Origin of the sequence: Kitasatospora sp. NPDC006697 (assembly GCF_042869935.1) — a bacterium.
Classification (GTDB): domain Bacteria; phylum Actinomycetota; class Actinomycetes; order Streptomycetales; family Streptomycetaceae; genus Kitasatospora.
Genome location: NZ_JBIAGU010000001.1, coordinates 664,136 through 683,922, shown reverse-complemented (window position 1 = coordinate 683,922; position 19,787 = coordinate 664,136). Strand labels below are relative to the sequence as shown.

General features: G+C 75.0%; 17 protein-coding genes. 4 read left to right on the top strand and 13 right to left on the bottom strand.

Translation table 11 applies throughout. The features are described from left to right. Window positions 1-19: 19 nt before the first annotated feature. The 4 genes from ACFYNO_RS03055 to ACFYNO_RS03040 all read right to left on the bottom strand — a co-directional run bounded on the left by ACFYNO_RS03055 (window position 20) and on the right by ACFYNO_RS03040 (window position 4,184). A complete protein-coding gene (locus tag ACFYNO_RS03055; protein ID WP_388004211.1) occupies window positions 20-709 on the bottom strand; it encodes a DUF4191 domain-containing protein in 690 nt (229 codons plus the stop codon). Between the two features lie 166 nt (window positions 710-875). Then, window positions 876-1,829 carry a lipoyl synthase gene (lipA, locus tag ACFYNO_RS03050; RefSeq protein ID WP_388004208.1) on the bottom strand — a complete coding sequence of 318 codons (954 nt, stop codon included), beginning with the start codon at window positions 1,827-1,829 and terminating at the stop codon, window positions 876-878. A 129-nt stretch (window positions 1,830-1,958) separates the two neighbouring features. After that, the gene (lipB, locus tag ACFYNO_RS03045) at window positions 1,959-2,729 is read right to left on the bottom strand and encodes a lipoyl(octanoyl) transferase LipB (RefSeq protein ID WP_388004347.1); all 771 of its coding nucleotides are present in this window, start codon (window positions 2,727-2,729) and stop codon (window positions 1,959-1,961) included. 102 nt (window positions 2,730-2,831) lie between these two features. Then, on the bottom strand, window positions 2,832-4,184 hold the full coding sequence (locus ACFYNO_RS03040) for a PucR family transcriptional regulator (RefSeq protein WP_388004205.1): 1,353 nt from the start codon (window positions 4,182-4,184) through the stop codon (window positions 2,832-2,834). A gap of 471 nt (window positions 4,185-4,655) precedes the next feature. On the opposite strand from ACFYNO_RS03040, the gene ACFYNO_RS03035 reads away from it, so the two are divergent. Further along, window positions 4,656-6,452: a regulator gene (locus ACFYNO_RS03035; RefSeq protein WP_388004202.1), complete on the top strand. Its 1,797-nt coding sequence runs from the start codon at window positions 4,656-4,658 to the stop codon at window positions 6,450-6,452. A gap of 32 nt (window positions 6,453-6,484) precedes the next feature. On the opposite strand, the gene ACFYNO_RS03030 is transcribed toward ACFYNO_RS03035, so the two are convergent. From ACFYNO_RS03030 to ACFYNO_RS03020, 3 genes are all read right to left on the bottom strand, one after another. Then, window positions 6,485-7,120 carry a hypothetical protein gene (locus ACFYNO_RS03030; RefSeq protein ID WP_388004199.1) on the bottom strand — a complete coding sequence of 212 codons (636 nt, stop codon included), beginning with the start codon at window positions 7,118-7,120 and terminating at the stop codon, window positions 6,485-6,487. A 118-nt stretch (window positions 7,121-7,238) separates the two neighbouring features. Continuing rightward, window positions 7,239-8,567, bottom strand: a complete 1,329-nt coding sequence (locus ACFYNO_RS03025) for an NAD(P)/FAD-dependent oxidoreductase (protein ID WP_388004196.1) — start codon at window positions 8,565-8,567, stop codon at window positions 7,239-7,241. A 254-nt stretch (window positions 8,568-8,821) separates the two neighbouring features. Then, window positions 8,822-9,727: a TIGR01777 family oxidoreductase gene (locus ACFYNO_RS03020; protein ID WP_388004193.1), complete on the bottom strand. Its 906-nt coding sequence runs from the start codon at window positions 9,725-9,727 to the stop codon at window positions 8,822-8,824. Window positions 9,728-9,852: 125 nt separating this feature from the next. Here ACFYNO_RS03020 and ACFYNO_RS03015 point away from each other — a divergent pair, with 125 nt between their 5' ends. After that, a complete protein-coding gene (locus ACFYNO_RS03015) occupies window positions 9,853-10,974 on the top strand; it encodes a DUF2510 domain-containing protein (RefSeq protein WP_388004190.1) in 1,122 nt (373 codons plus the stop codon). On the opposite strand, the gene ACFYNO_RS03010 is transcribed toward ACFYNO_RS03015, so the two are convergent. Then, a complete protein-coding gene (locus ACFYNO_RS03010; RefSeq protein ID WP_388004344.1) occupies window positions 10,975-11,490 on the bottom strand; it encodes a DUF4240 domain-containing protein in 516 nt (171 codons plus the stop codon). Window positions 11,491-11,627: 137 nt separating this feature from the next. On the opposite strand from ACFYNO_RS03010, the gene ACFYNO_RS03005 reads away from it, so the two are divergent. Both ACFYNO_RS03005 and ACFYNO_RS03000 read left to right on the top strand, forming a co-directional pair. After that, window positions 11,628-12,047, top strand: coding sequence for a hypothetical protein (locus tag ACFYNO_RS03005; RefSeq protein ID WP_388004187.1), 420 nt, complete (start codon window positions 11,628-11,630; stop codon window positions 12,045-12,047). Then, window positions 12,044-12,460 carry a PIN domain-containing protein gene (locus ACFYNO_RS03000; RefSeq protein WP_388004184.1) on the top strand — a complete coding sequence of 139 codons (417 nt, stop codon included), beginning with the start codon at window positions 12,044-12,046 and terminating at the stop codon, window positions 12,458-12,460. Before ACFYNO_RS03005 ends, ACFYNO_RS03000 begins: the two co-directional genes overlap by 4 nt. Before the next feature lie 86 nt (window positions 12,461-12,546). Here the strand turns inward: ACFYNO_RS03000 and sucB are convergent, their stop codons facing one another. The 5 genes from sucB to ACFYNO_RS02975 all read right to left on the bottom strand — a co-directional run bounded on the left by sucB (window position 12,547) and on the right by ACFYNO_RS02975 (window position 19,775). Next, complete coding sequence (sucB, locus tag ACFYNO_RS02995; RefSeq protein WP_388004181.1) at window positions 12,547-14,331, bottom strand: 2-oxoglutarate dehydrogenase, E2 component, dihydrolipoamide succinyltransferase; 1,785 nt, start codon at window positions 14,329-14,331, stop codon at window positions 12,547-12,549. A 66-nt stretch (window positions 14,332-14,397) separates the two neighbouring features. Beyond that, complete coding sequence (lpdA, locus tag ACFYNO_RS02990; RefSeq protein WP_388004178.1) at window positions 14,398-15,786, bottom strand: dihydrolipoyl dehydrogenase; 1,389 nt, start codon at window positions 15,784-15,786, stop codon at window positions 14,398-14,400. Between the two features lie 429 nt (window positions 15,787-16,215). Next, entirely contained in the window at window positions 16,216-17,706 is a 1,491-nt protein-coding gene (locus ACFYNO_RS02985) for a leucyl aminopeptidase (RefSeq protein ID WP_388004175.1), read from the bottom strand. A 177-nt stretch (window positions 17,707-17,883) separates the two neighbouring features. Continuing rightward, entirely contained in the window at window positions 17,884-18,663 is a 780-nt protein-coding gene (locus ACFYNO_RS02980) for an adenosylcobinamide-GDP ribazoletransferase (protein ID WP_388004341.1), read from the bottom strand. After that, complete coding sequence (locus ACFYNO_RS02975) at window positions 18,660-19,775, bottom strand: nicotinate-nucleotide--dimethylbenzimidazole phosphoribosyltransferase (protein ID WP_388004173.1); 1,116 nt, start codon at window positions 19,773-19,775, stop codon at window positions 18,660-18,662. Before ACFYNO_RS02975 ends, ACFYNO_RS02980 begins: the two co-directional genes overlap by 4 nt. Between the last annotated feature and the right edge of the window lie 12 nt (window positions 19,776-19,787).

Genomic DNA, 19,787 nt, shown 5'->3' with positions numbered 1-19,787 from the left:
AGCGATGTGGGGGTGGGGGTCAGCGGGCCTGGCCGCCCTTGGGCATCCGGGCGCCCTTGGGCATCGGGCCCTTGGGGATCGGCGCCTTGGAGAGCAGGTCGCCCAGCGCGCGCAGCCGGTCGTTGGTCTCGGTGACCTGCGCCGGGGTGATCGCCCGCGGCAGGCGCATCAGGGTGATCTGCAGCTTCTTCAGCGGCACCTCGCCCTCGCCGTCCCCGACCATGATGTCGTGGACCGGCACGTCGGCCACCACGCGGGCCATCTTGCGCTTCTCGGCCGCCAGCAGCGGCCGCACCCGGTTCGGGTTGCCCTCACCGATCAGCGCGATGCCCGCCCGGCCGACCGCCCGGTAGACCGCGTCCTGGTTGCGGGTGACCGCCACCGGGGTCGGGTTGGCGCTCCAGCCGCGGCGGATGTTGTTCAGCACGGCCGCGACGGCGCCCGGCTGGCCCTCCATCTGACCGAAGGCGGCGCGCTCGGCCCGGCGGCCGAAGACGATCGCGGTGGCCAGGAAGGCCACGATGAAGCCCAGGATCCCCAGGTAGACGGGGTGCCCGATGAGGAAGCCGAGGGCGAGGAACACCCCGAAGGTCAGGAGGCCGATGCCCCCGAGGATCAGGCCGATCTTGGTGTCGACCTGCTTGGTCATGATGTACGCCTGGCGGATCTGCTTGAGCCGCCCAGGAGTATCGGATGTTTCCCTCGCCATGATGGTCATGGTACGTGGCATGACCAGCGGACAACGAAGCCCGGTCCCCTTTCGGGCCGAACCGTAATCCGTGGGCGCCGCGGCCTACGCCGTACGGCGCTCGGCGGCGGACGCACGCAGGCCCGGCCGCGCGGTGCGGCCGGGCCCCGGACGAGCGTCGATCCGCTCAGCCCGCGGTGTTCGCGCGGTGCTCCAGCGCCTGCCGGTAGAGCCGGCCGGCCCGGTAGGAGGAGCGGACCAGCGGACCGGACATCACCCCGGCGAAGCCCAGCTCCTCGGCCTCCTCCTGCAGCTCCACGAACTCCTGCGGCTTCACCCAGCGCTCCACCGGGTGGTGCCGCAGCGAGGGCCGCAGGTACTGGGTGATGGTGATCAGCTCGCAGCCGGCGCCGACCAGGTCGGCCAGCGCCTGGCTGACCTCCTCACGGGTCTCGCCCATGCCCAGGATCAGGTTGGACTTGGTCACCAGCCCGGCCGCCCGGGCCTGGGTGATGACGTCCAGCGAGCGCTCGTAGCGGAACGCCGGGCGGATCCGCTTGAAGATCCGCGGCACCGTCTCGACGTTGTGCGCCAGCACCTCGGGACGGGCGGAGAAGACCTCGGCCAGCTGCTCCGGCACCGCGTTGAAGTCCGGGATCAGCAGCTCGACGCCGGTCCGGCCGCCGGCCCGCCCGGCCGTCATCGCGTGCACCTGGCGGACCGTCTCGGCGTACAGCCAGGCCCCGCCGTCCGCCAGGTCGTCACGGGCGACGCCGGTGATGGTGGCGTAGTTGAGGTCCATGGTGACGATCGACTCGGCGACCCGGCGCGGCTCGTCGGCGTCGAAGTCGGCGGGCTTGCCGGTGTCGATCTGGCAGAAGTCGCAGCGCCGGGTGCACTGGTCCCCGCCGATCAGGAAGGTCGCCTCACGGTCCTCCCAGCACTCGAAGATGTTGGGGCAGCCGGCCTCCTGGCAGACCGTGTGCAGCCCCTCCTTCTTCACCAGCGAGTGCAGGGCGTTGTACTCCGGGCCCATCTTGGCCCGGGTCTTGATCCACTCCGGCTTCCGCTCGATCGGGGTCTCGCTGTTGCGGACCTCAAGGCGGAGAAGCTTCCTGCCGTCGGGTGCGACAGCGGACACGTGCGGCTCCTAGAAGTAGGCGGGGTACCCCCAGGGTACGCCTGTGCTTGTGCGGTCAGTGCGGGGCCGGTGCCCGGCAATCGCAGGGCAACACCGGTACCGGCCAGTAGATTCCGGGTGGAGGGGGTCTCAGCGGTGGAGCGCGGGTTCGGGCAGCTCGGCGAGCACCTCGGCCAGCCGCCGCTCGACCGCCGGCACCGCCTCGGCGATCGGGACGTCCCGGCCCAGCTCGGTGCTGAGCGAGCCGACCCCGGCGTCCCGGATGCCGCACGGGATGATCCGGTCGAACCAGGTCATGTCGGGGTTGCAGTTCAGTGCGAAGCCGTGCATCGTCACGCCGCGGGCGACCCGGACGCCGATCGCGGCCAGCTTGCGGTCGTCGCCCCGCTGGCCGGCGTTGGAGGGCGCGTACTCGGGGCCGGCCAGCCGCGGGTCGATGCCCATCGGCAGGCCCATCCGCAGGGTCAGCTTGCCGATGTCGACCACCTGCGCCGGGTCCACCACGGCGTCCGGCAGCTCCGCGCCCAGCACCCAGACCCCGCTGCGGCCCTCGACCCGGCTGGTCGCCACGCCCAGGTCGGCGCTGGCCCGGATCAGCGCCTCCTCCAGCCGCCGCACGTAGGCCACCACGTCCATCGGCTCCGGCAGCTTGACGATCGGATAGCCGACCAGCTGGCCCGGGCCGTGCCAGGTGCCCTCACCGCCGCGGTTCACCTGCACCACCGGGGTGTCGTCCAGCGGCAGGTCCTCGGGCTTGGTGCGCTTGCCCGCGGTGAAGACCGGCGGGTGCTCCAGCAGCAGGACGGTGTCCGGGATCTCGTCGGCGAGCCGCAGCGCGTGCAGGCGCTGCTGCTCCTCCCAGGCCTCCTGGTAGGGAACCGGCCCGCTGCCGATGCCCATCCGGACGAACCGAACGTTCTCGCTCACCACTGCTCCTACCAGGCGACGCGCGGTACGGCCGAACGGCCGACCCGCCAACCTCGCCACTGTACGCCTGGTCGCTCAGGCGTCCGAGAGCGGTCGGTTCAGCAGCGGATGGACGCGCAGCGCGAGCTGCAGCTCCAGTGCGCGCTCCGGCGCGCTCCAGTCCGGACCGAGCAGTGCGGCGACCCGGTCCAGCCGCTGCACCACCGTGTTCACGTGCACCCCCAGCTCCTCCTTGGCCCTGGTCAGGCTGGTGCCGCAGCCGAAGTAGGCGCGCAGGGTGCGGACCAGCTCGGTGCCACGCGCCGCGTCGTAGCCGAGCAGCGGGCCCAGGGTGCGCTCGACGAAGCCGGCCGGGTCGGGCCCGGCGCCCAGCAGCACGCCGACGAAGCCCAGCGACTGCACCGAGCCGCCGCGGCCGGACCGGCCCAGCGCCCGCAGGGCGCGCACGCAGCGGACCGCCTCGGCGTGCGCGGCGGGCAGCTCGGCGGGGGCGTCCACGGGCGGTCCGGCGCCGACCGTCACCGCGAGGTCGGTCAACCGGCCCAGCTCCCGGGCCGTCACGGCGGCCAGCCGGTCGGCGGCGCACTGGCCGGGCGGCGGCTCGGCCTCCAGCGGGAGCAGCAGCACCACGGCGCCGGCGTGCTCGGTGACGGCGCCGGCGCGGTCGGCCAGGTGGCGCTCGGCGGCGCGGGTGAGGCGGCGCCGGCTGTCCGGGCCGGCGTCGGCGACCAGCAGGTGGTGGCGGCGGGTCAGGTCCAGGCCGAGCCGGCGGGCCCGGGCCAGCAGGGCGGCCGGCCGCCGGTCCGGCTCGGGGGAGGGTGCTGCGGTGAGCAGGTCGGCCAGCAGCTCGCCGCGGGCCCGCTGGCGCGCGGTGGCGGCGGAGCGGCGCACCAGCAGCAGGGCGGCGGCGGCCACCGCGCCCTGCTCGAACAGGCGGCGGTCGGTCTCGCCCAGTTCGACCCGGCCGGCCAGCCGCAGACTGCCCAGCCGCTCCGGGCCGGCCGAGAGGGCGCAGAGCCAGCCGTCGCCGTCCGGCACCGCGCGGCCCTCGGCGCGGGAGCGCTCGACCGCGGCGGCCGCCGTCCGCCAGCGGGCCGGGCGGCCGGCCACCGCGCGGCCGTCGGCGTCCAGCACGGCCACCCGGGCGCCGAGCGCGATGCCCAGCTCCGCGACCAGCTCGGCGGGTCCGGCGCCGCGCAGCACCAGGCCGGTCAGCCGGTCCGGGGCGGCGCCGGACCGGGGCGCCGGCGCCGGGGCGCCGCGCTGCTCGCCGACCCGCGGATCGGCGGACCGCGGTCGGCCCTCGGGGGCGCCCCGCCCCGCCGCGCTCCCGGCCGCGCTCCCGTGCGGCTCCGGCGACCGGCGCGGCGCGGGGAGGGCGCGGGCAGGGTCTGCCTCGGGATCGGGGTCGGGGGTGAAGCGGCTCATGGGTCCTGACATGGTGTCAGAGCGCGCACGGTGCGACGCCGTTCCGGGGCGTCGGGTTGACGCCTGGCAGGGGCCGGGAACTGACGATCCGTCCGGTCCGGGCCGGGGGAACGGCGGGCGGACGGGGTGCGGAGCCCGTCCGTGGGGCGTCCGGTCCACTTCGGCCCGCCCCCGCCCTCCGGCAGCCGTCCGCGCCCCCTCGCCCGCATGGCGCCTGACGCCATGTCACCACTTCCGTGGGTAGCGCTCCCGCACACCCGGGGCGGCCCCCGCCGACACCGCGCCCCGCCAAACCCCGAGCGCCCCTTCTTCAGCGGATCGGGCGCCCTCCCTTCACCCGTTCGGAGGATTGCCCGGCCAGATCCGCCCATAGCGCCTGAATGCTCGCTACATTCACGCCGATTCCCGACAGGGGCGTCGCGCATGGCACCGGGGGCCCGGACAGCGGCGTCCGAGAGGTGTTGACTGATCATGTCCCAACGGCCTGCAACCGACAGCCCGGCCTACGGTCCACTCGACCCGGTGGACGCGCTGGACCCGATGGACCCGCACGAGCGGCACCCTGACCACGCGCCGCACGGCGACTCGGTCCGCCATGGCACCGCCCTGCCCGGGCAGCGCCAGGATGCCGGACACCATCCGGACGGCCCGGACGGACCGGCGGCCGACGCCGCCACCCACTCCGAGGCCGGCCGGGCGCAGAACCCGCTGCTGGCCGCGCTGATCGAGGAGGCCGGCTTCTCCCACGCGGGTCTGGCCCGCCGGGTGGACCAGCTCGGCCTGGAGCACGGGCTCGACCTGCGCTACGACAAGACCTCGGTGACCCGCTGGCTGCGCGGCCAGCAGCCGCGCGGCGCCACGCCGGCGCTGATCGCCGAGGTGTTCACCCGCAGGCTGGGCCGCCGGCTCTCCGCCCAGGACATCGGGCTGGACGCCTGTGCGCCGGTCTACGCCGGGCTGGAGTTCGCGGAGACCCCGCAGGAGGCGGTGGACATCGTCTCCAGCATGTGGCGCAAGGACACCGGCCCGCAGTCCGAGCTGCGCCGGATCGCCTTCACCCCGGCCGGCCTGGTGGTGCCCAGCCGGGACTGGCTGATCGGGCGCACCGACGAGCAGGTGGCCCGGGACGGCTCGGCCGGCATCTACGTCTCCGGCCCGGACGGCCCGCTGGCCAAGCTCGACCCGGGACTCGACCACCCGGACCGCAACGACGGCCGCCCCGGCCCGCGCAGCACCCCGGCCGGCCGGGTGCCCTCCCAGGCTCGCCGCCCGCTGGTCTCCGGCACCCGCACGGTGCCGGTGACCGGGCCGGCCCAGGGCGGGCCGGCCGAGGAGCGGTCGCGCCCGGGCCGGGCCGGGCTGCGGGTCGGCCGCGGGGACATCGCCGCGGTGCGCGCGGTCGGCGACCTGTTCCGGGCGCTGGACAACGCCTACGGCGGCGGGCACGCCCGGCAGGCACTGGTCCGCTACCTGGAGAGCGAGGCCGAGCCGATGCTGCGCGGCCGCTACGGCGAGCAGATCGGCCGGGCGCTGTTCGGCGCGGTCGCCGACCTGACCAGGCTGGCCGGCTGGACCAGCTTCGACATCGCCGCGCACGGGCTGGCCCAGCGCTACTTCGTGCAGTCGCTGCGGCTCTCCCAGGCGGCCGGCGACCGGGTGCTCGGCGGCTACGTGCTGATCACCATGAGCCAGCAGGCGGTGCACCTCGGCCACGGCCGGGAGGCGGTGCAGCTGGCCCGGGTGGCCCAGCAGGGCGTCGGCACCTCGGCCCCGGCCACCATCCAGGCGCTGATGCACGCGGCCGAGGCGCGCGGGCACGGGGTGCTGGGCGACGTGCGGTCCTGCACCACCGCACTGGTCCGGGCCGAGCGCTCGCTGGCGCTGGCCCGGGCGGGCGACGACCTGCCGTCCTGGGCGCGGTACTTCGACGAGGCCCAGCTGGCCGACGACTTCGCGCACTGCTACCGGGACCTCCAGCAGTGGCGCCCGGCCGCCCAGCACGCCGAGAAGTCGCTGCGGCTGCGCGCGGCCGGCTACGCCCGCAGCCGGGTGTTCTGCCGGATGGTGCTGGCCGCCGCCCGGCTCGGCATGGGCGAGGTGGACGAGTCCTGCGGCCTGGCCACCGAGGCACTGCGCTCGGCCGGCGAGATGCGCTCCGCCCGCACCGTCGAGTACCTGCGCGACTTCCACCGCCGGCTCGCCCCCTACCGCGGCAGCCCGGCGGCCCGGGCCTTCGAGGAGGCGGCCCGCCAGGCGGGGGTGATCTGAGGCCGGCCGCGGTGTCGGACCCGGCCGCGGTGTCAGACGCCGCCGAGGGCGTTGATCTGGTCCTTGATCATCCGCTCGGCGGCGGCCCGGTCCGGCTTGCCGTTGCCCAGGTAGGCGACGTACGCGAGCACGGTGCGGTGGGTGGCCACCACCTCGGCGGCGGTGAGGCCGGCCGGGTCGGGCTTGCTCTCCACGAACCCCGAGCCGTGCACGTCGTGGTCGTCGAACCGGTCGCCGTCCTCGGCGAACTTCCAGTCCTCGCTCAAGCTGTCGGCCATGCTGGTGGCGCCGCCCGGGGTCTGGAACTCGATCAGCAGCACGTCGCACTGCGAGCCGTCCGGGTTGGTCCAGCCGTGCCGGGCGGCGGCGACGAAGCCGCGCCGGGTGGTCTCGGCATCGGCCCTGTCCCAGCTGGTCTCGGCGTAGAACGCGTGGACCACCGTGGTCCGGTCCAGCACACCGGTCGGGTTCCTGGACCAGGCGTCGGCGCCCGGCGGCACGGCCAGCAGCTCGCCGAGCAGCTGCTGCCCGGCCCGGGCGGCGTCGGCCGAGCCGACGGGGGAGGGGGCGGCGGCGAGGCCGGCCGAACCGCCGCTGGTGCCGCAGCCGGTGAGCAGGGCCGATGCGCACAGCAGGAGGGCGGCGCGGGGTATCCGAGTGGTCTGCACGCGGAGATCGTAGGGAACGCCGGTGCCGGCCCCCTGGCCAGGGTGTCGACAAGTCGTCAGAGGTGCACGGTCCCGGTGTGGGGCCCGGGACCGCGGGAGTGCTGGGCGGGCGGCCCGGTCAGGCCGCCGCCTGGTCCTGGCGGGTGGCCGCCGGGGTCAGGCCGAGGTCGCGCAGGACGGCCGCGGCGGCGCGGCGGCCGGAGACCAGGGCGCCCTGGGCGCTGCTGGTGTCCCGGTGGTCCCCGCAGACGTAGAGGCCGGCCAGCACCCGGACCGGGCGGCGGAAGTTGTGCGGCGGCGGCATCGCCGGGACGGCGTCCGGCAGGTGGCGCACGCTCAGGAACTCCCACTCCCGGGTGGGGAGCTGGTAGAGCTCGGCCAGCCGCTCGCGCACCACGGGTTCGGCGGCCGCCGGTCCGCCGGCGAAGGCCCGCCGGCCCAGCACGGTGGTGGCGACCAGGGTGCGCCCGGCCGGGGCGTAGGACTCGTGCACCTGGCTGAGCACCAGGGAGTGCGAGACCGGCGCCGGCCCGGCCGTGCGGTCCGCGTCCAGCAGCAGCACCGGCTCGGCCAGCGGGGTGGCCGCGCAGGTGTGGTAGTAGGTGGTCACCGGATGGAAGTCGGGCAGCCGCAGCCCCGGCAGCAGCTCCACCGCCGACCGGGCGTCGGTGGCCAGCACCACCGCCCGGGCACCGATCCGGCCGTGCTCGGCGGTCCGCACCCCGTCCGCGCCGACCGACGTCACCCGGGTGTCCAGGCGCACGGTGCCGGGCGGCAGGGTCTCGGCCAGCTGCGCGGGCACGGCGGCGGTGCCGGCCGCGGGCAGCGCGAGCCGTCCCCGGGCGTAGCCGCGCAGCACCAGGTCGGCGACCCGGCTGCTGGTGCCCAGCGCCGGATCGCTGAGCAGTGCGGTGAGCAGCGGACGCAGGTAGCCGTCCACCACCCGGCCGGGCAGGCCGCGTTCGGCCAGCGCCCGGGCGGCGGTGGTCTCCGGCCGGGCCAGCACCTTCTCCACCGGGGCGCCGGCCAGCCGCCCCAGGGTCGCGCCGAGCCGGGCCTTCTCCAGCGGACTGCCCAGCGGCGACCGGCTCGCGGCCTGCCGGGCGCCGCCGGTGAGCTGCGGGGCGCCCACCCGGTAGCGCCGGCCGGCGCTGTGCACCAGCACCCCGGCGGCCAGCGGGCTGAGCTGCAGGTCGGCCAGGTCGAGCCGGCGGACCAGCTCGGGATAGCCGGTGTTGAGCAGGTGGCCGCCGTGGTCCAGCCGGTATCCGTCCAGCTGGTGGTCGGCCATCCGGCCGCCGATCCGGTCCGTCGCCTCCAGCACCTGGACGCGCAGTCCGGCGGCGCTGAGGGCACGGGCGGCGGCCAGACCGGCCAGTCCGGCGCCGACCACGACGGCGTCGGGGTCGTCGGGCCGGATCCGGCGGGTGAAGTCGTTAGGGGTCACGGGCGAGCTCCCTCCCTGGTCCCGGAGCTCCGGCCGGCGGACGGCTGCGGGCGTGCCGGGACGGTCCAGGGGGTGATGCCCAGTCAATGTCTTGATCAGGCAGGGGGAGTGGCCCGGATCGGCGAGCGCCGCGCCCCGCCGGTTGCACGCGCTGGGGGCACGCATCGGCGGCGTGCGCCGTCGCGTGCGCCCCCGGTGCGCGTGCTCCGTCCCGCTCCGGGGAGCGGTCCGCCGCCGCTGCGGCGCACGGGCCGTCAGAGTGCGGCGCGCAGCGCCGACTCGACGTCCGGGTGGGCGAACTCGAAGCCGGCCGCGAGCAGCTTCTCCGGCAGCACCCGGTGGCTGCCCACCACCTCCACCGCCATCTCGCCCAGCACCAGCCGCAGCACCGCCTCCGGCACCGCGAAGACCGTCGGGCGCCCCAGCACCCGGCCCAGCGCCTCGGTCAGCTCGGCGTTGGTCACCGGGTGCGGCGCGGTCAGGTTCACCGGACCAGTCAGCTCCGGACGGTCGATCAGGAACCGCAGCGCGGCGACCTGGTCGGCCAGCGAGATGAAGCTCCAGTACTGGTCGCCCGCGCCCAGCCGGCCGCCCAGGCCCAGCTTGAAGAGCGGGAAGAGCCGCGCCCCGGCCCCGCCGTCGGCGCTCAGCACCAGCCCGGTGCGCGGGTGCGCGACCCGGATGCCCGCCTCCACGGCGGCCCGGGCGGCGCCCTCCCACTCCACGCAGACCTCGGCCAGGAAGTCCTCGCCGGCCGGCGCCGACTCGTCGATCACCCGGTCGCCGGTCTGCCCGTAGAAGCCCACCGCGGAGCCGCTGACCAGCACCGAGGGCGGGGTGTCCAGCCCGGCCAGCGCCTCGGCCAGGGTGCGGGTGCCCTGCACCCGGCTGTCCCGGATCCGCTGCCGGTAGGCGTCCGTCCAGCGGTGGTCGGCCACCCCGGCGCCGGCCAGGTGCACCACCGCCTCGGTGCCCGCCAGCGCGTCGCGCTCCAGCTCGCCGCGGACCGGGTTCCAGCCGACCCCGACCGACCCGTCGGGCTGGACGCCGAGCGCGCTGCGGTGGCGGACCAGCCGCAGCACCTCATGGCCGTCGGAGAGCAGGGAGCGGACCAGGGCGGAGCCGATCAGGCCCGAGGAACCGGTGACAGCGATGCGCATGGGGCCATCTTGGCAGCCGGCGGGCGGGGGAGAGCGGGTGACCCGCCATCAGGTGGTCCGACCGGGCAGCCGGCCCGGGTCGCCCGGTCTGTTTCGGTGGCGGCCCCGCCCGGTACGGTACGGCCGTGACCATCTCCACTCCTCCCGGCTGGTACCCGGACCCGCAGGCCGCCGGGTACGAGCGCTTCTGGGACGGGCGCGAATGGAGCGCCCGCTCGCGTCCGCTGCCCGCCGTGCCGGTGCCGCCGGCACTGCCCGTGCCGCCGGCGCCCGGGCCCGGGCCCGGCGGCTCGGTGGTCTCCGACGCCTCCCCGGCGTACGGCCACCCGGCGGTGCCGGAGCAGGTGATGGCGGAGCAGCTGGTCGCGGAGCGACTGCGGGCGGAGCGCGGGGAGGGCACGGGGTACGGCTTCCCGCCGGCCCAGCCGCCGGGCCCGGGGTTCGGCTACCCGGCGCCGCCCGCCGGCGTGCCGTACGCGCCGCCGCCGCCGTACCCGCCGGCCGAGCCGAAGCGGACCGGGTTGGGGGTCGGGCTGCTGGCCGGTGCGCTGGTCCTGGTGGTGCTGGTGGCCGGGGTGTCCGCGGTGCTGCTGCGCGGCACCGCCGGCCACCGCCCGACCGCGAGCGCGCCCGCACCGATCCCCACCGGCGCGCTGCCCTCCGGCCCGGCGGCGGGCGGGCAGCAGCCCGTGCCGCAAAGCCCGGTGCCCGCGACGCCCGGCGCGCCCGGCACCCCCGGCACGCCGGTGCCGTCCAGCAGCCCGGTCCGCGACCAGGTGCACGGCTGGACCGTCCCGGTGCCGTCCGGCTGGACCACCGCCGAGCACGACCAGGGCACCACCGTGTTGCTGGTCACCGGCCCCTACCGGTGCGCCAACCCGGAGGGCTGCGTGCGCGGCAACTTCTCGATCGACGCCGCCCCGACCGCCGGGACGGACGCCGAGTCGGTGGCCCGGCAGACCATGGCGAGCTACGCGCCCCAGCTCTTCGGCCCGCTCACCAGCCACCAGGAGCTCGCCAGCGGCCCCACCACGGTGGCCGGCCTGGCCGGCTTCGCGGTCCGCTGGCGGGTCGTCCCGCAGCAGGGCACGGCGGGCTTCCTGCTGCTGGTCGCGGTGCCCTCGCCCAACGGCGGGTACACCACCATGGTCGGCTCCGCCGACGACGACCCGGGCGCGCCCCCGGCGGCCAGGCTGGACCAGATCGTCTCCGGCATCGTGCCCGTCACCCTGCCGAACGCCGCCTAGCTAGCGTCCGTAACGCTCCCAGAGCCGCGGGAAGTGCTCCGCCATCGCGGCCGGGTCGTCGAAGTCGAACTGCGGCCCGGTCGGCCGGCGCGGCTGCTCGCTGCCCAGGTCGGGCAGCGGCAGCCCGGTCAGCTGCTCGTGCGCCTCGTCGGCGGCGTAGCCGACCTCCTCGGCGTCGCCGTCCTCCTCCTCGTCGAAGTCGGGGACCAGGTCGGCCAGGTCGTCCGGCTGGTGCACGGCGCCCTCGAAGACCTCCCGCCCCTGGGCGATCAGCCAGCACCGGAAGTAGTCGAAGGTGTCCTCCGAGGCCCCGCCGAGCAGCAGGTAGGCGGCGCCCCACAGCTCCCTGGTGTACGCCCGCTGGAAGCGCGCCTCGAACAGCCGCGCGAAGTCGATCACCTCATCCGGCGTCAGCTGCACCAGCCGCTCCACCAGCAGGTCGGCCTGTTCCTCCGGATCACCCTCCGCGGCGTCCCGCGACTCGTCGATGATCTGCCAGAAGTCGGTCTCGTACATCACGCCCCCCAGCATCCCCGTTGCGGGGCGCGAACGCATGCCCACGCGCCGTGGAGGGCGCTCGGGCGCTCGCTGGAATGGAGGAAGGGAAGGCCGATCGAGGGTAGATTGATACTTCGGGTAGTAAATTCGGCAGCATGGGAGCACAGCTCATGGAGAAGCCCGCCAAGGCCCGTAAGCCCCGCACCGCTGCTCCGGCGGCCAGGAGCCGGAAGGCGGAGCCGAGACCGGTCGAGAAAGCCGAGCCGGTGACGGTGGCCGCACCGGTCGAGAGGGAGGCCGCCGAGGAGGCCGAACCGCTGGGGAGCGGATCGGCGGAGCCGGACTACGCGATCAAGGTCAGCGTGTCGATGCCCGGCAGCGTGGTGGAGGACATCAAGGCCCGCGTGGGTAAACGAGGGTTCAGCCGATACGTCACGGAGGCGGTCGAGCGGCGGATCGCCCTCGACAAGCTCGGCGAACTGGTGGGCGACTACCTGGCCGAGAACGGTCCGTTCAGCGAGGCCGTTACCAGGGAGGTGGAGCAGGAGTGGCGCGAGGCGATGGGGCTCGGTTGACCGGCGGAACCTTCCTGTTCGACAGCGAGGGCCTCTCCCAGCTCTTCCGGGGAGAGGAGAAGGCGGTCAAGCGGTTGGACCTGGCGCGGAAGCTCTGTGCCCGCGCGGTGATCAGCGCGCTGACCATCCCGGAGGCGGACCATGCGGCGGTGCGTCGGGAGCGGGTCCGCTACGTGCTGGCCAAGCTGGAGATCGAGCCGGTGACCGAGGAGATCGCGCTCCAGGCGGCCGGGCTGCTCCGGGAGCACGGCTTGCACGGGCACAAGTACGCGATCGACGCCGTGGTTGCCGCTACGGCCCTGCGGATGCCGGGGCCGGTCATCGTCTACACCAGTGACCTCGACGACATGCTTCGCTTCTGTACGGCGCCCGAGCGGTCGAAGCAGGAGCAGGTCAAGGTCATCCGGACCTGAACCGCTCCGCAGAACCTGAAACGCCGTCGGCCGGCGCCCCCTACCGAAGGGGGCGCCGGCCGACGGCGTTGCGTCGTGCGAGAGCCTTACAGGCCGAGCTCGACCTCGAACTCGCCCGCCTCGAGGATCTCCTTGACGGCCACCAGGTAGCGGGCGGCGTCGGCGCCGTCCACCAGGCGGTGGTCGTAGGAGAGCGAGAGGTAGGTCATGTCGCGGATGCCGATGGCGGTGCCGCCGTCGGACTCGATGACGACCGGGCGCTTGACGGTCGCGCCGATGCCCAGGATGGCGGCCTGGTTCGGCGGGACGATCACGGTGTCGAAGAGGGCGCCGCGGGAGCCGGTGTTGCTGATGGTGAAGGTGGCGCCGGACAGCTCGTCCGGGGTGATCTTGCTGTCGCGCACCTTGCCGGCCAGCTCGGCGGTCTTCTTGGCGATGCCGGCGATGTTGAGGTCGCCCGCGCCCTTGATGACCGGGGTCATCAGGCCCTTCTCCGAGTCCACGGCGATGCCGATGTTCTCGGAGTCGAAGTAGGTGATGGTGCCCTCGGCGTCGTTGATCCGGGCGTTGACGACCGGGTTGGTCTTCAGCGCCTGGGCCGCGGCCTTCACGAAGAACGGCATCGGGGAGAGCTTGACGCCCTCGCGGGCGGCGAAGCCCTCCTTGGCCTTGGCGCGCAGCGACATGATCTTGGTGATGTCCACCTCGACCACGCTGGTCAGCTGGGCCTGCTCGTGCAGCGCCTTCATCATGTTGTCGCCGATGACCTTGCGCATGCGGGTCATCTTGACCGTCTGGCCGCGCAGCGGGGACGGGGCGGCGGCGGCCTTCGGCGCGGCGGCCGGGGCAGCGGCGGCGGCCGGGGCGGCAGCGGCGGCCTTGGCGGCCTCGGCCGCGGCGAGCACGTCCTGCTTGCGGATGCGGCCGCCGACGCCGGTGCCGGTGACGGCGGAGAGGGCGATGCCCTGCTCGGCGGCGAGCTTGCGGACCAGCGGGGTGACGTAGGCGTCACCCGAGTCGGCGACCGGGGCGGCGGCGGCCGGGGCGGCAGCGACCGGAGCCGGAGCAGCCGGAGCGGCGGCGACCGGAGCCGGGGCCGGAGCAGCAACCGGCGCGGGCGCCGGAGCGGCAGCGGGGGCCGGGGCCGGAGCAGCCGGAGCGGCGGCAACCGGGGCCGGGGCGGCGGCGGGGGCCGGAGCAGCCACCGGAGCCGGGGCGGCCGGGGCAGCCGGAGCGGCGGCGGCCGCGCCCGCGGCGCCGATCAGCGCGAGCTGGGCGCCGACCTCGGCGCTCTCGTCCTCGCCCACCAGGATCTTCACCAGGGTGCCGGCGACCGGCGACGGGATCTCGGTGTCGACCTTGTCGGTGGAGACCTCGAGCAGCGGCTCGTCGACCTCGACGGTGTCGCCCTCGGCCTTCAGCCAGCGGGTGACGGTGCCCTCGGTGACCGACTCGCCGAGCGCCGGGAGCAGCACCGGGGTGGCGTCGCCGGCCGGGGCGGCCGGGGCGGCCGGAGCGGCCGGGGCCTCGGCGACGGGGGCGGCGGCAACCGGGGCCGGAGCGGCCGGAGCCTCGGCGACCGGGGCCGGCGCGGCCTCGGCGGCCGGAGCGGCGGCGGCGACCGGGGCACCCGAGCCGTCGTCGATGATCGCCAGCTCGGCGCCCACCTCGACGGTCTCGTCCTCGGCGACCTTGATCGAGGCGAGGATGCCGGAGGCCGGCGCGGGGATCTCGGTGTCGACCTTGTCGGTCGACACCTCGAGCAGCGGCTCGTCGGCCTCCACTCGGTCGCCCTCGGCCTTCAGCCAGCGGGTGACAGTACCTTCGGACACGCTCTCGCCCAGCGCGGGCAGCGTTACTGAGACCGCCATGGTTTCAGCGACTCCTATCAAGTCTTGCGTTCAGGACGTTCGGATAAGTGGAGCGGGCGAGAGCGGTCAGTCGTGCGCGTGCAGCGGCTTGCCGGCCAGCGCGAGGTGCGCCTCGCCGAGCGCCTCGGACTGGGTCGGGTGCGCGTGGATCAGCTGCGCGACCTCGGCGGGCAGCGCCTCCCAGTTGTAGATCAGCTGGGCTTCGCCGACCTGCTCACCCATCCGGGCGCCGACCATGTGGACGCCGACCACGGCGCCGTCCTTGACCTGGACCAGCTTGATCTCACCGGCGGTCTTGAGGATCTTGCTCTTGCCGTTGCCGGCCAGGTTGTACTTGAGGGTGACGACCTTCTCCTTGCCGTACAGCTCGACCGCCTTGGCCTCGCTGATGCCCACCGAGGCGACCTCGGGGTTGGAGTAGGTGACCCGCGGGACGCCGTCGTAGTCGATCGGCACGGCCTTCAGGCCGGCCAGCCGCTCGGCGACCAGGATGCCCTCGGCGAAGCCGACGTGGGCGAGCTGCAGGGTCGGGACCAGGTCGCCGACCGCGGAGACGGTGGGCACGTTGGTGCGCATGTACTCGTCGACCAGGACGTAGCCGCGGTCCATCGCGAGCCCGGCCTCCTCGTAGCCCAGGCCCTGCGAGACCGGGCCGCGGCCGATCGCGACCAGCAGCAGGTCGGCGTCGATCTGCTTGCCGTTCTCGGTGGAGACCCGGACACCCGTCTCGGTGTACTCGACACCCGAGAAGCGGGCCTTGAGCTCGAACTTGATGCCGCGCTTGCGGAAGGCGCGCTCCAGCAGCTTGGAGGAGTTCTCGTCCTCCAGCGGGACCAGGTGCGGCAGGGCCTCGACGATGGTCACGTCGACGCCGAAGGACTTCCAGACCGAGGCGAACTCGACGCCGATCACGCCGCCGCCGAGGATCACCGCGGACTGCGGGATGCGGTCGAGCTTCAGCGCGTGGTCGGAGGAGATGATCCGGTCGCCGTCGATGGCCAGGCCGGGCAGCGACTTCGGCACCGAACCGGTGGCGAGGACGATGTGGCGGCCCTCGACGCGCTGGCCGTTGACGTCCACCGAGGTCGGCGAGGAGAGCCGGCCCTCGCCCTGGATGAAGGTGACCTTGCGGGAGGCGACCAGGCCCTGCAGACCCTTGTACAGGCCGGCGATGACGTCGTCCTTGTACTTGTGGACGCCGTTGATGTCGATGCCCTGGAAGGTCGCCAGCACGCCGAACTCGGCGGCTTCCTTGGTCTCGTCGGCGATCTCGGCGGCGTGCAGCAGCGCCTTGGTGGGGATGCAGCCCCGGTGCAGGCAGGTGCCGCCCAGCTCGCCCTTCTCGACCAGGGCCACGCTCAGGCCGAGCTGAGCGGCGCGGAGCGCCGCGGCGTAACCGCCGCTTCCGCCTCCGAGAATGACTACGTCGAAAACGGTGCTGGCGTCGTTCGCCACGTCACGTCCTCCATGCAATGGGTGTGGATCGTCCGGGCCGGTGCTGGTTCCGCCGGTTCTGGTTGTGCCGGGGTCGGAAGCCCTTGTGAGGCGCCCAGTCGTGCCGGAAATACATCTTCGCACTTGTTCAACGCGACTGTTGGCCGGGTCCACTCCGGTGGTGGTCCAGCAAGCGGACCGACACCCCGGCGGGACCCGTTGTGAGGTCCGTCTGCGCAGGTCACAGCCGTGCGGCGGCGGGCCGCGGCGGGCCCGGCGGCACGCTCCGCGGGCGTCGAATTCCGTGCAGTGGAACAAAGTTTCGCCGGAGGCGAACAGAGATCCGTGCGGCGCCGGGCCGCTACCAATCGGTAACCCGGAATTCGGCCCGGAAGCCCGGCGGGCCCGGTGCGATGTCCGCACCGGGCCCGCTGGGGGAACTTCCGAGACTCAGCCCTGGGCGGTCTCCGCCGCCAGCTGCACCAGGGTCCGCACCGCGGAACCGGTGCCGCCCTTCGGGGTGTAGCCGTAGGGCGCGCCCTCGTGGAAGGCCGGACCGGCGATGTCCAGGTGCGCCCAGTCGATGCCGTCGGCGACGAACTCCTTGAGGAAGACGCCGGCCACCAGGCCGCCGCCCATCCGCTCGCCCATGTTGGCCATGTCGGCCACCGGCGAGTCCAGGCCCTTGCGCAGCTCCGGGAGGAGCGGCATCGGCCAGGACTGCTCGCCGGCCCGGCCGGCCACCGCGTGCAGCTTCTCGCGGTACTCGTCGGTGCCGGCCATCACACCGAAGGTGCGGTTGCCCAGCGCCAGCACCATCGCGCCGGTCAGGGTGGCCACGTCGACGATCGCGTCCGGGCCCTCCTCGCCGGCCCGGACGATCGCGTCGGCCAGCACCAGGCGGCCCTCGGCGTCGGTGTTCAGCACCTCGACGGTCTTGCCGCCGTACATCCGCAGCACGTCGCCGGGGCGGGTGGCGGAGCCGGAGGGCATGTTCTCGGCCAGCGCCAGCCAGCCGGTGACGTTGACGGCCAGGCCCAGCCGCTTGGCGGCGACCACGGCGGCGAAGACGGCGGCGGCGCCGGCCATGTCGCACTTCATGGTCTCGTTGTGGCCGGCCGGCTTCAGCGAGATGCCGCCCGAGTCGTAGGTGATGCCCTTGCCGATGAAGGCGAGGGTGGCCTTGGCCTTCGGGTGGGTGTACGCCACCTTCACCAGCCGCGGCGGGTTGGCCGAGCCGATGCCGACGCCCAGGATGCCGCCGAAGCCGCCCTTGGCCAGCGCCTTCTCGTCCAGCACCTCGACCTTGAGGCCGTGCTCCTTGCCGACGGTCTGCGCGATCGCCGCGAAGGACTTCGGGTTCAGGTCGTTCGGCGGGGTGTTGACCAGATCACGGGCCCGGTTCATCTCCTCGGCGAGGACCGTGGCGCGCTCGACCGCGGCCTTGGCCTCCTTGCCGGCCTTGCGGGTGGTCAGCAGCGAGAGCTCGCCGACCGGCTCCTTGCCGCCCTCGGCGGTGCGGTAGGCGGTGAAGTCGTAGGCGCCGAGCAGCGCACCGAGCGCGACCGCCTCGACCTCCTCCGGGCTCTCGGCCGGCAGCGCCAGCCCGGCCTTCTTCGCCCCGGCCAGGGTGCGGGCGGCCACGCCGGCCGCCCGGCGCAGCGCCTCGGCGCCGAAGCCGCCCTCGGCGTCCCCGAGGCCGACGGCCAGCACGTAGCCGGCCTTGGCGCCCGACGGCGCCGGGAGCTTGACGGCCTCGCCCTCGGCACCGGTGGCGCCCAGGGTGGTGAGCAGGTCGGCGAGCCGGCCCTCGAACGCCTCGGCCACCGCCTCCGCGCCGGTGGCGAGCACCAGGCCCTTGGGGCCCTTGGCCACGCCGATCACCACGGCGTCCGCGCGCAGCGCGGTGGCGGAGGAGGTGCTCACAGAGAGTGCAGTCACGTAATTGCGTCCTGTTCTTTCGCGGTCCACGGCCGGATGTGCGGCATGGCTACAGCCCCAGCATGCTCCGCCGTGACGGCGCAGGGCTACGGTGCTCACCGCATGGTAGTCCGCATACTGGGATGCCGCCCCCCTCGGGAGGGACGGGGAAGGCCGCCGCGAGCGGCCCGCAGCGGGTCAGGGACCGAGTGTGACGGAGAGCAGGGCGGCGGTCGCCGCGGTCTCCACCATCGCGCCCAGCACGTCCCCCGTGATCCCGCCGAACCGCCGCACGCAGCGCCGCAGCAGCGCGGCGGCGGCCAGTTGACCGAGGATCAGGGCGAGCGCGTAGCGCGGGTGACGGCCGATCAGGGCGAGTGCCAGCGCGGCCAGCGCGGTGACCGCCAGCGCGGCCCGCGGCGGCACGGTGGCCGCCACCATCGCGCCCAGCCCGCCGGGTCGGGCGGCCGGCACCGGGCGCAGGCACCCCCAGGCGAGCGCACACCGCCCGGCCACCGCGCAGGTCACCGCGGCGAGCAGGCCGCGCTCCGCAGAGTGCCCGAACTGCTGGGCCAGCGCGGCCAGCTGAGCGGCCGTCAGGAGCAGCAGGGTGAGCACCCCGAACGGCCCGATGTCGGACTGCTTCATGATCCGCAGCGCGTCCTCGGCCGGCTTGCCGCTGCCCAGGCCGTCGGCCACGTCGGCCAGGCCGTCCAGGTGCAGGCCGCGGGTCAGCCCGGCCAGCGCGGCGAGCACCGCGACGGCGGCCAGGAACGGCCCACCGCGCGGGGCGACCAGTGCGCCCAGCCCGCCGGCCGCCGCACCGAGCACCAGCCCGACCAGCGGCGCGGCCAGCATCGCCCGCCCGCCGGCCTCCCGGTCCCAGCGCTGCACCCTGACCCGAAGCACCGTCAGGGTGCCGAAGGCGAAACGCAGTCCGGGCCAGCGCAGGGCCGGCCCGGACGGTGCTGCGCTCAGAGCTTGCCCAGCAGCTCGGCGGCGGTGGGCAGCCGGGGCGGGGTGCGCGGCGCGGCCGGGTGGGCGGGCTCGAAGAGCTCCTCGGCCAGGGTGTCGGAGGCGGCCTGCAGCAGCGGCAGCGCCAGCAGTGCGCCGACCCCCTCGCCCATCGTGACCTGCTGGTCGTGCAGCGGGGTCAGGGTGAGCCGGTCGTAGGCCTTGGCCAGCGCGGGCTCGCCGGTCAGGGTGGCGGCCCGCCACCACTCCGGGGCCCGGAAGGAGATCCGCTGGGCGACCAGCGCGCAGGCGGCCGAGACCACGCCGTCCAGCACCACCGGCAGCTTGCGGGCCGCGGCCTGCAGCAGGAAGCCGGTGATCGCCGCGAAGTCGGCGCCGCCGGTGGCCGCGAGCAGCGCCAGCTGGTCGCCGAGCACCGGGCGGGCCCGGCGCAGCGAGTCGCGGATGGCGGCGCACTTGACCATCCAGACCTTGTCGTCGATGCCGGAGCCGCGGCCGGTGACGGCGGCGGCGTCGGTGCCGCAGAGCGCGCCGACCAGCACCGCGGCGACGGTGGTCGAGCCGACCCCGAGGTCGCCGAGCAGCACCAGGTCGGTGCCGAGGTCGGCCTCCTCGTCGGCCAGCGCGGTGCCGACGGCGAAGGCCCGGGCGGCCTCCTCCGCGGTCACCGCGTCCATCCGGTCGATCCGGCCGGAGCCGCGCCGCACCCGGTGGACGCTGACCTCCTCCGGGAAGGCGTCCTCCGGTGCGTCCACCGCGAGGTCGACCACCCGCAGCTCGGCGCCGTAGCGGCGGGCCAGCCGGGCGACCGGCGCGCTGCCGTCCAGCACCGCGCGCACCCGGGCGGCGGTGCCGCCGGCCGGGGCCAGCCGGGAGACGCCCAGCTCGGCGATGCCGTGGTCGCCGGCGAAGAGCAGCACCTTGGCGGCGCTGACCGGGCGGACCGGCGAGGCGCCCTGGACGGCGGCCAGCCAGCCGGCCAGCTCCTCCAGCCTGCCCAGACCGCCGCGCGGCAGGTCCAGCTCCTGCCGGCGCTCCTCGGCGGCCCGGCGGGCGGCGTCGTCGGGGCGCTCGACCAGCGAGGCGAACATATCGAGATCCACGGTGGTGTCCATCGCGGGGAACCC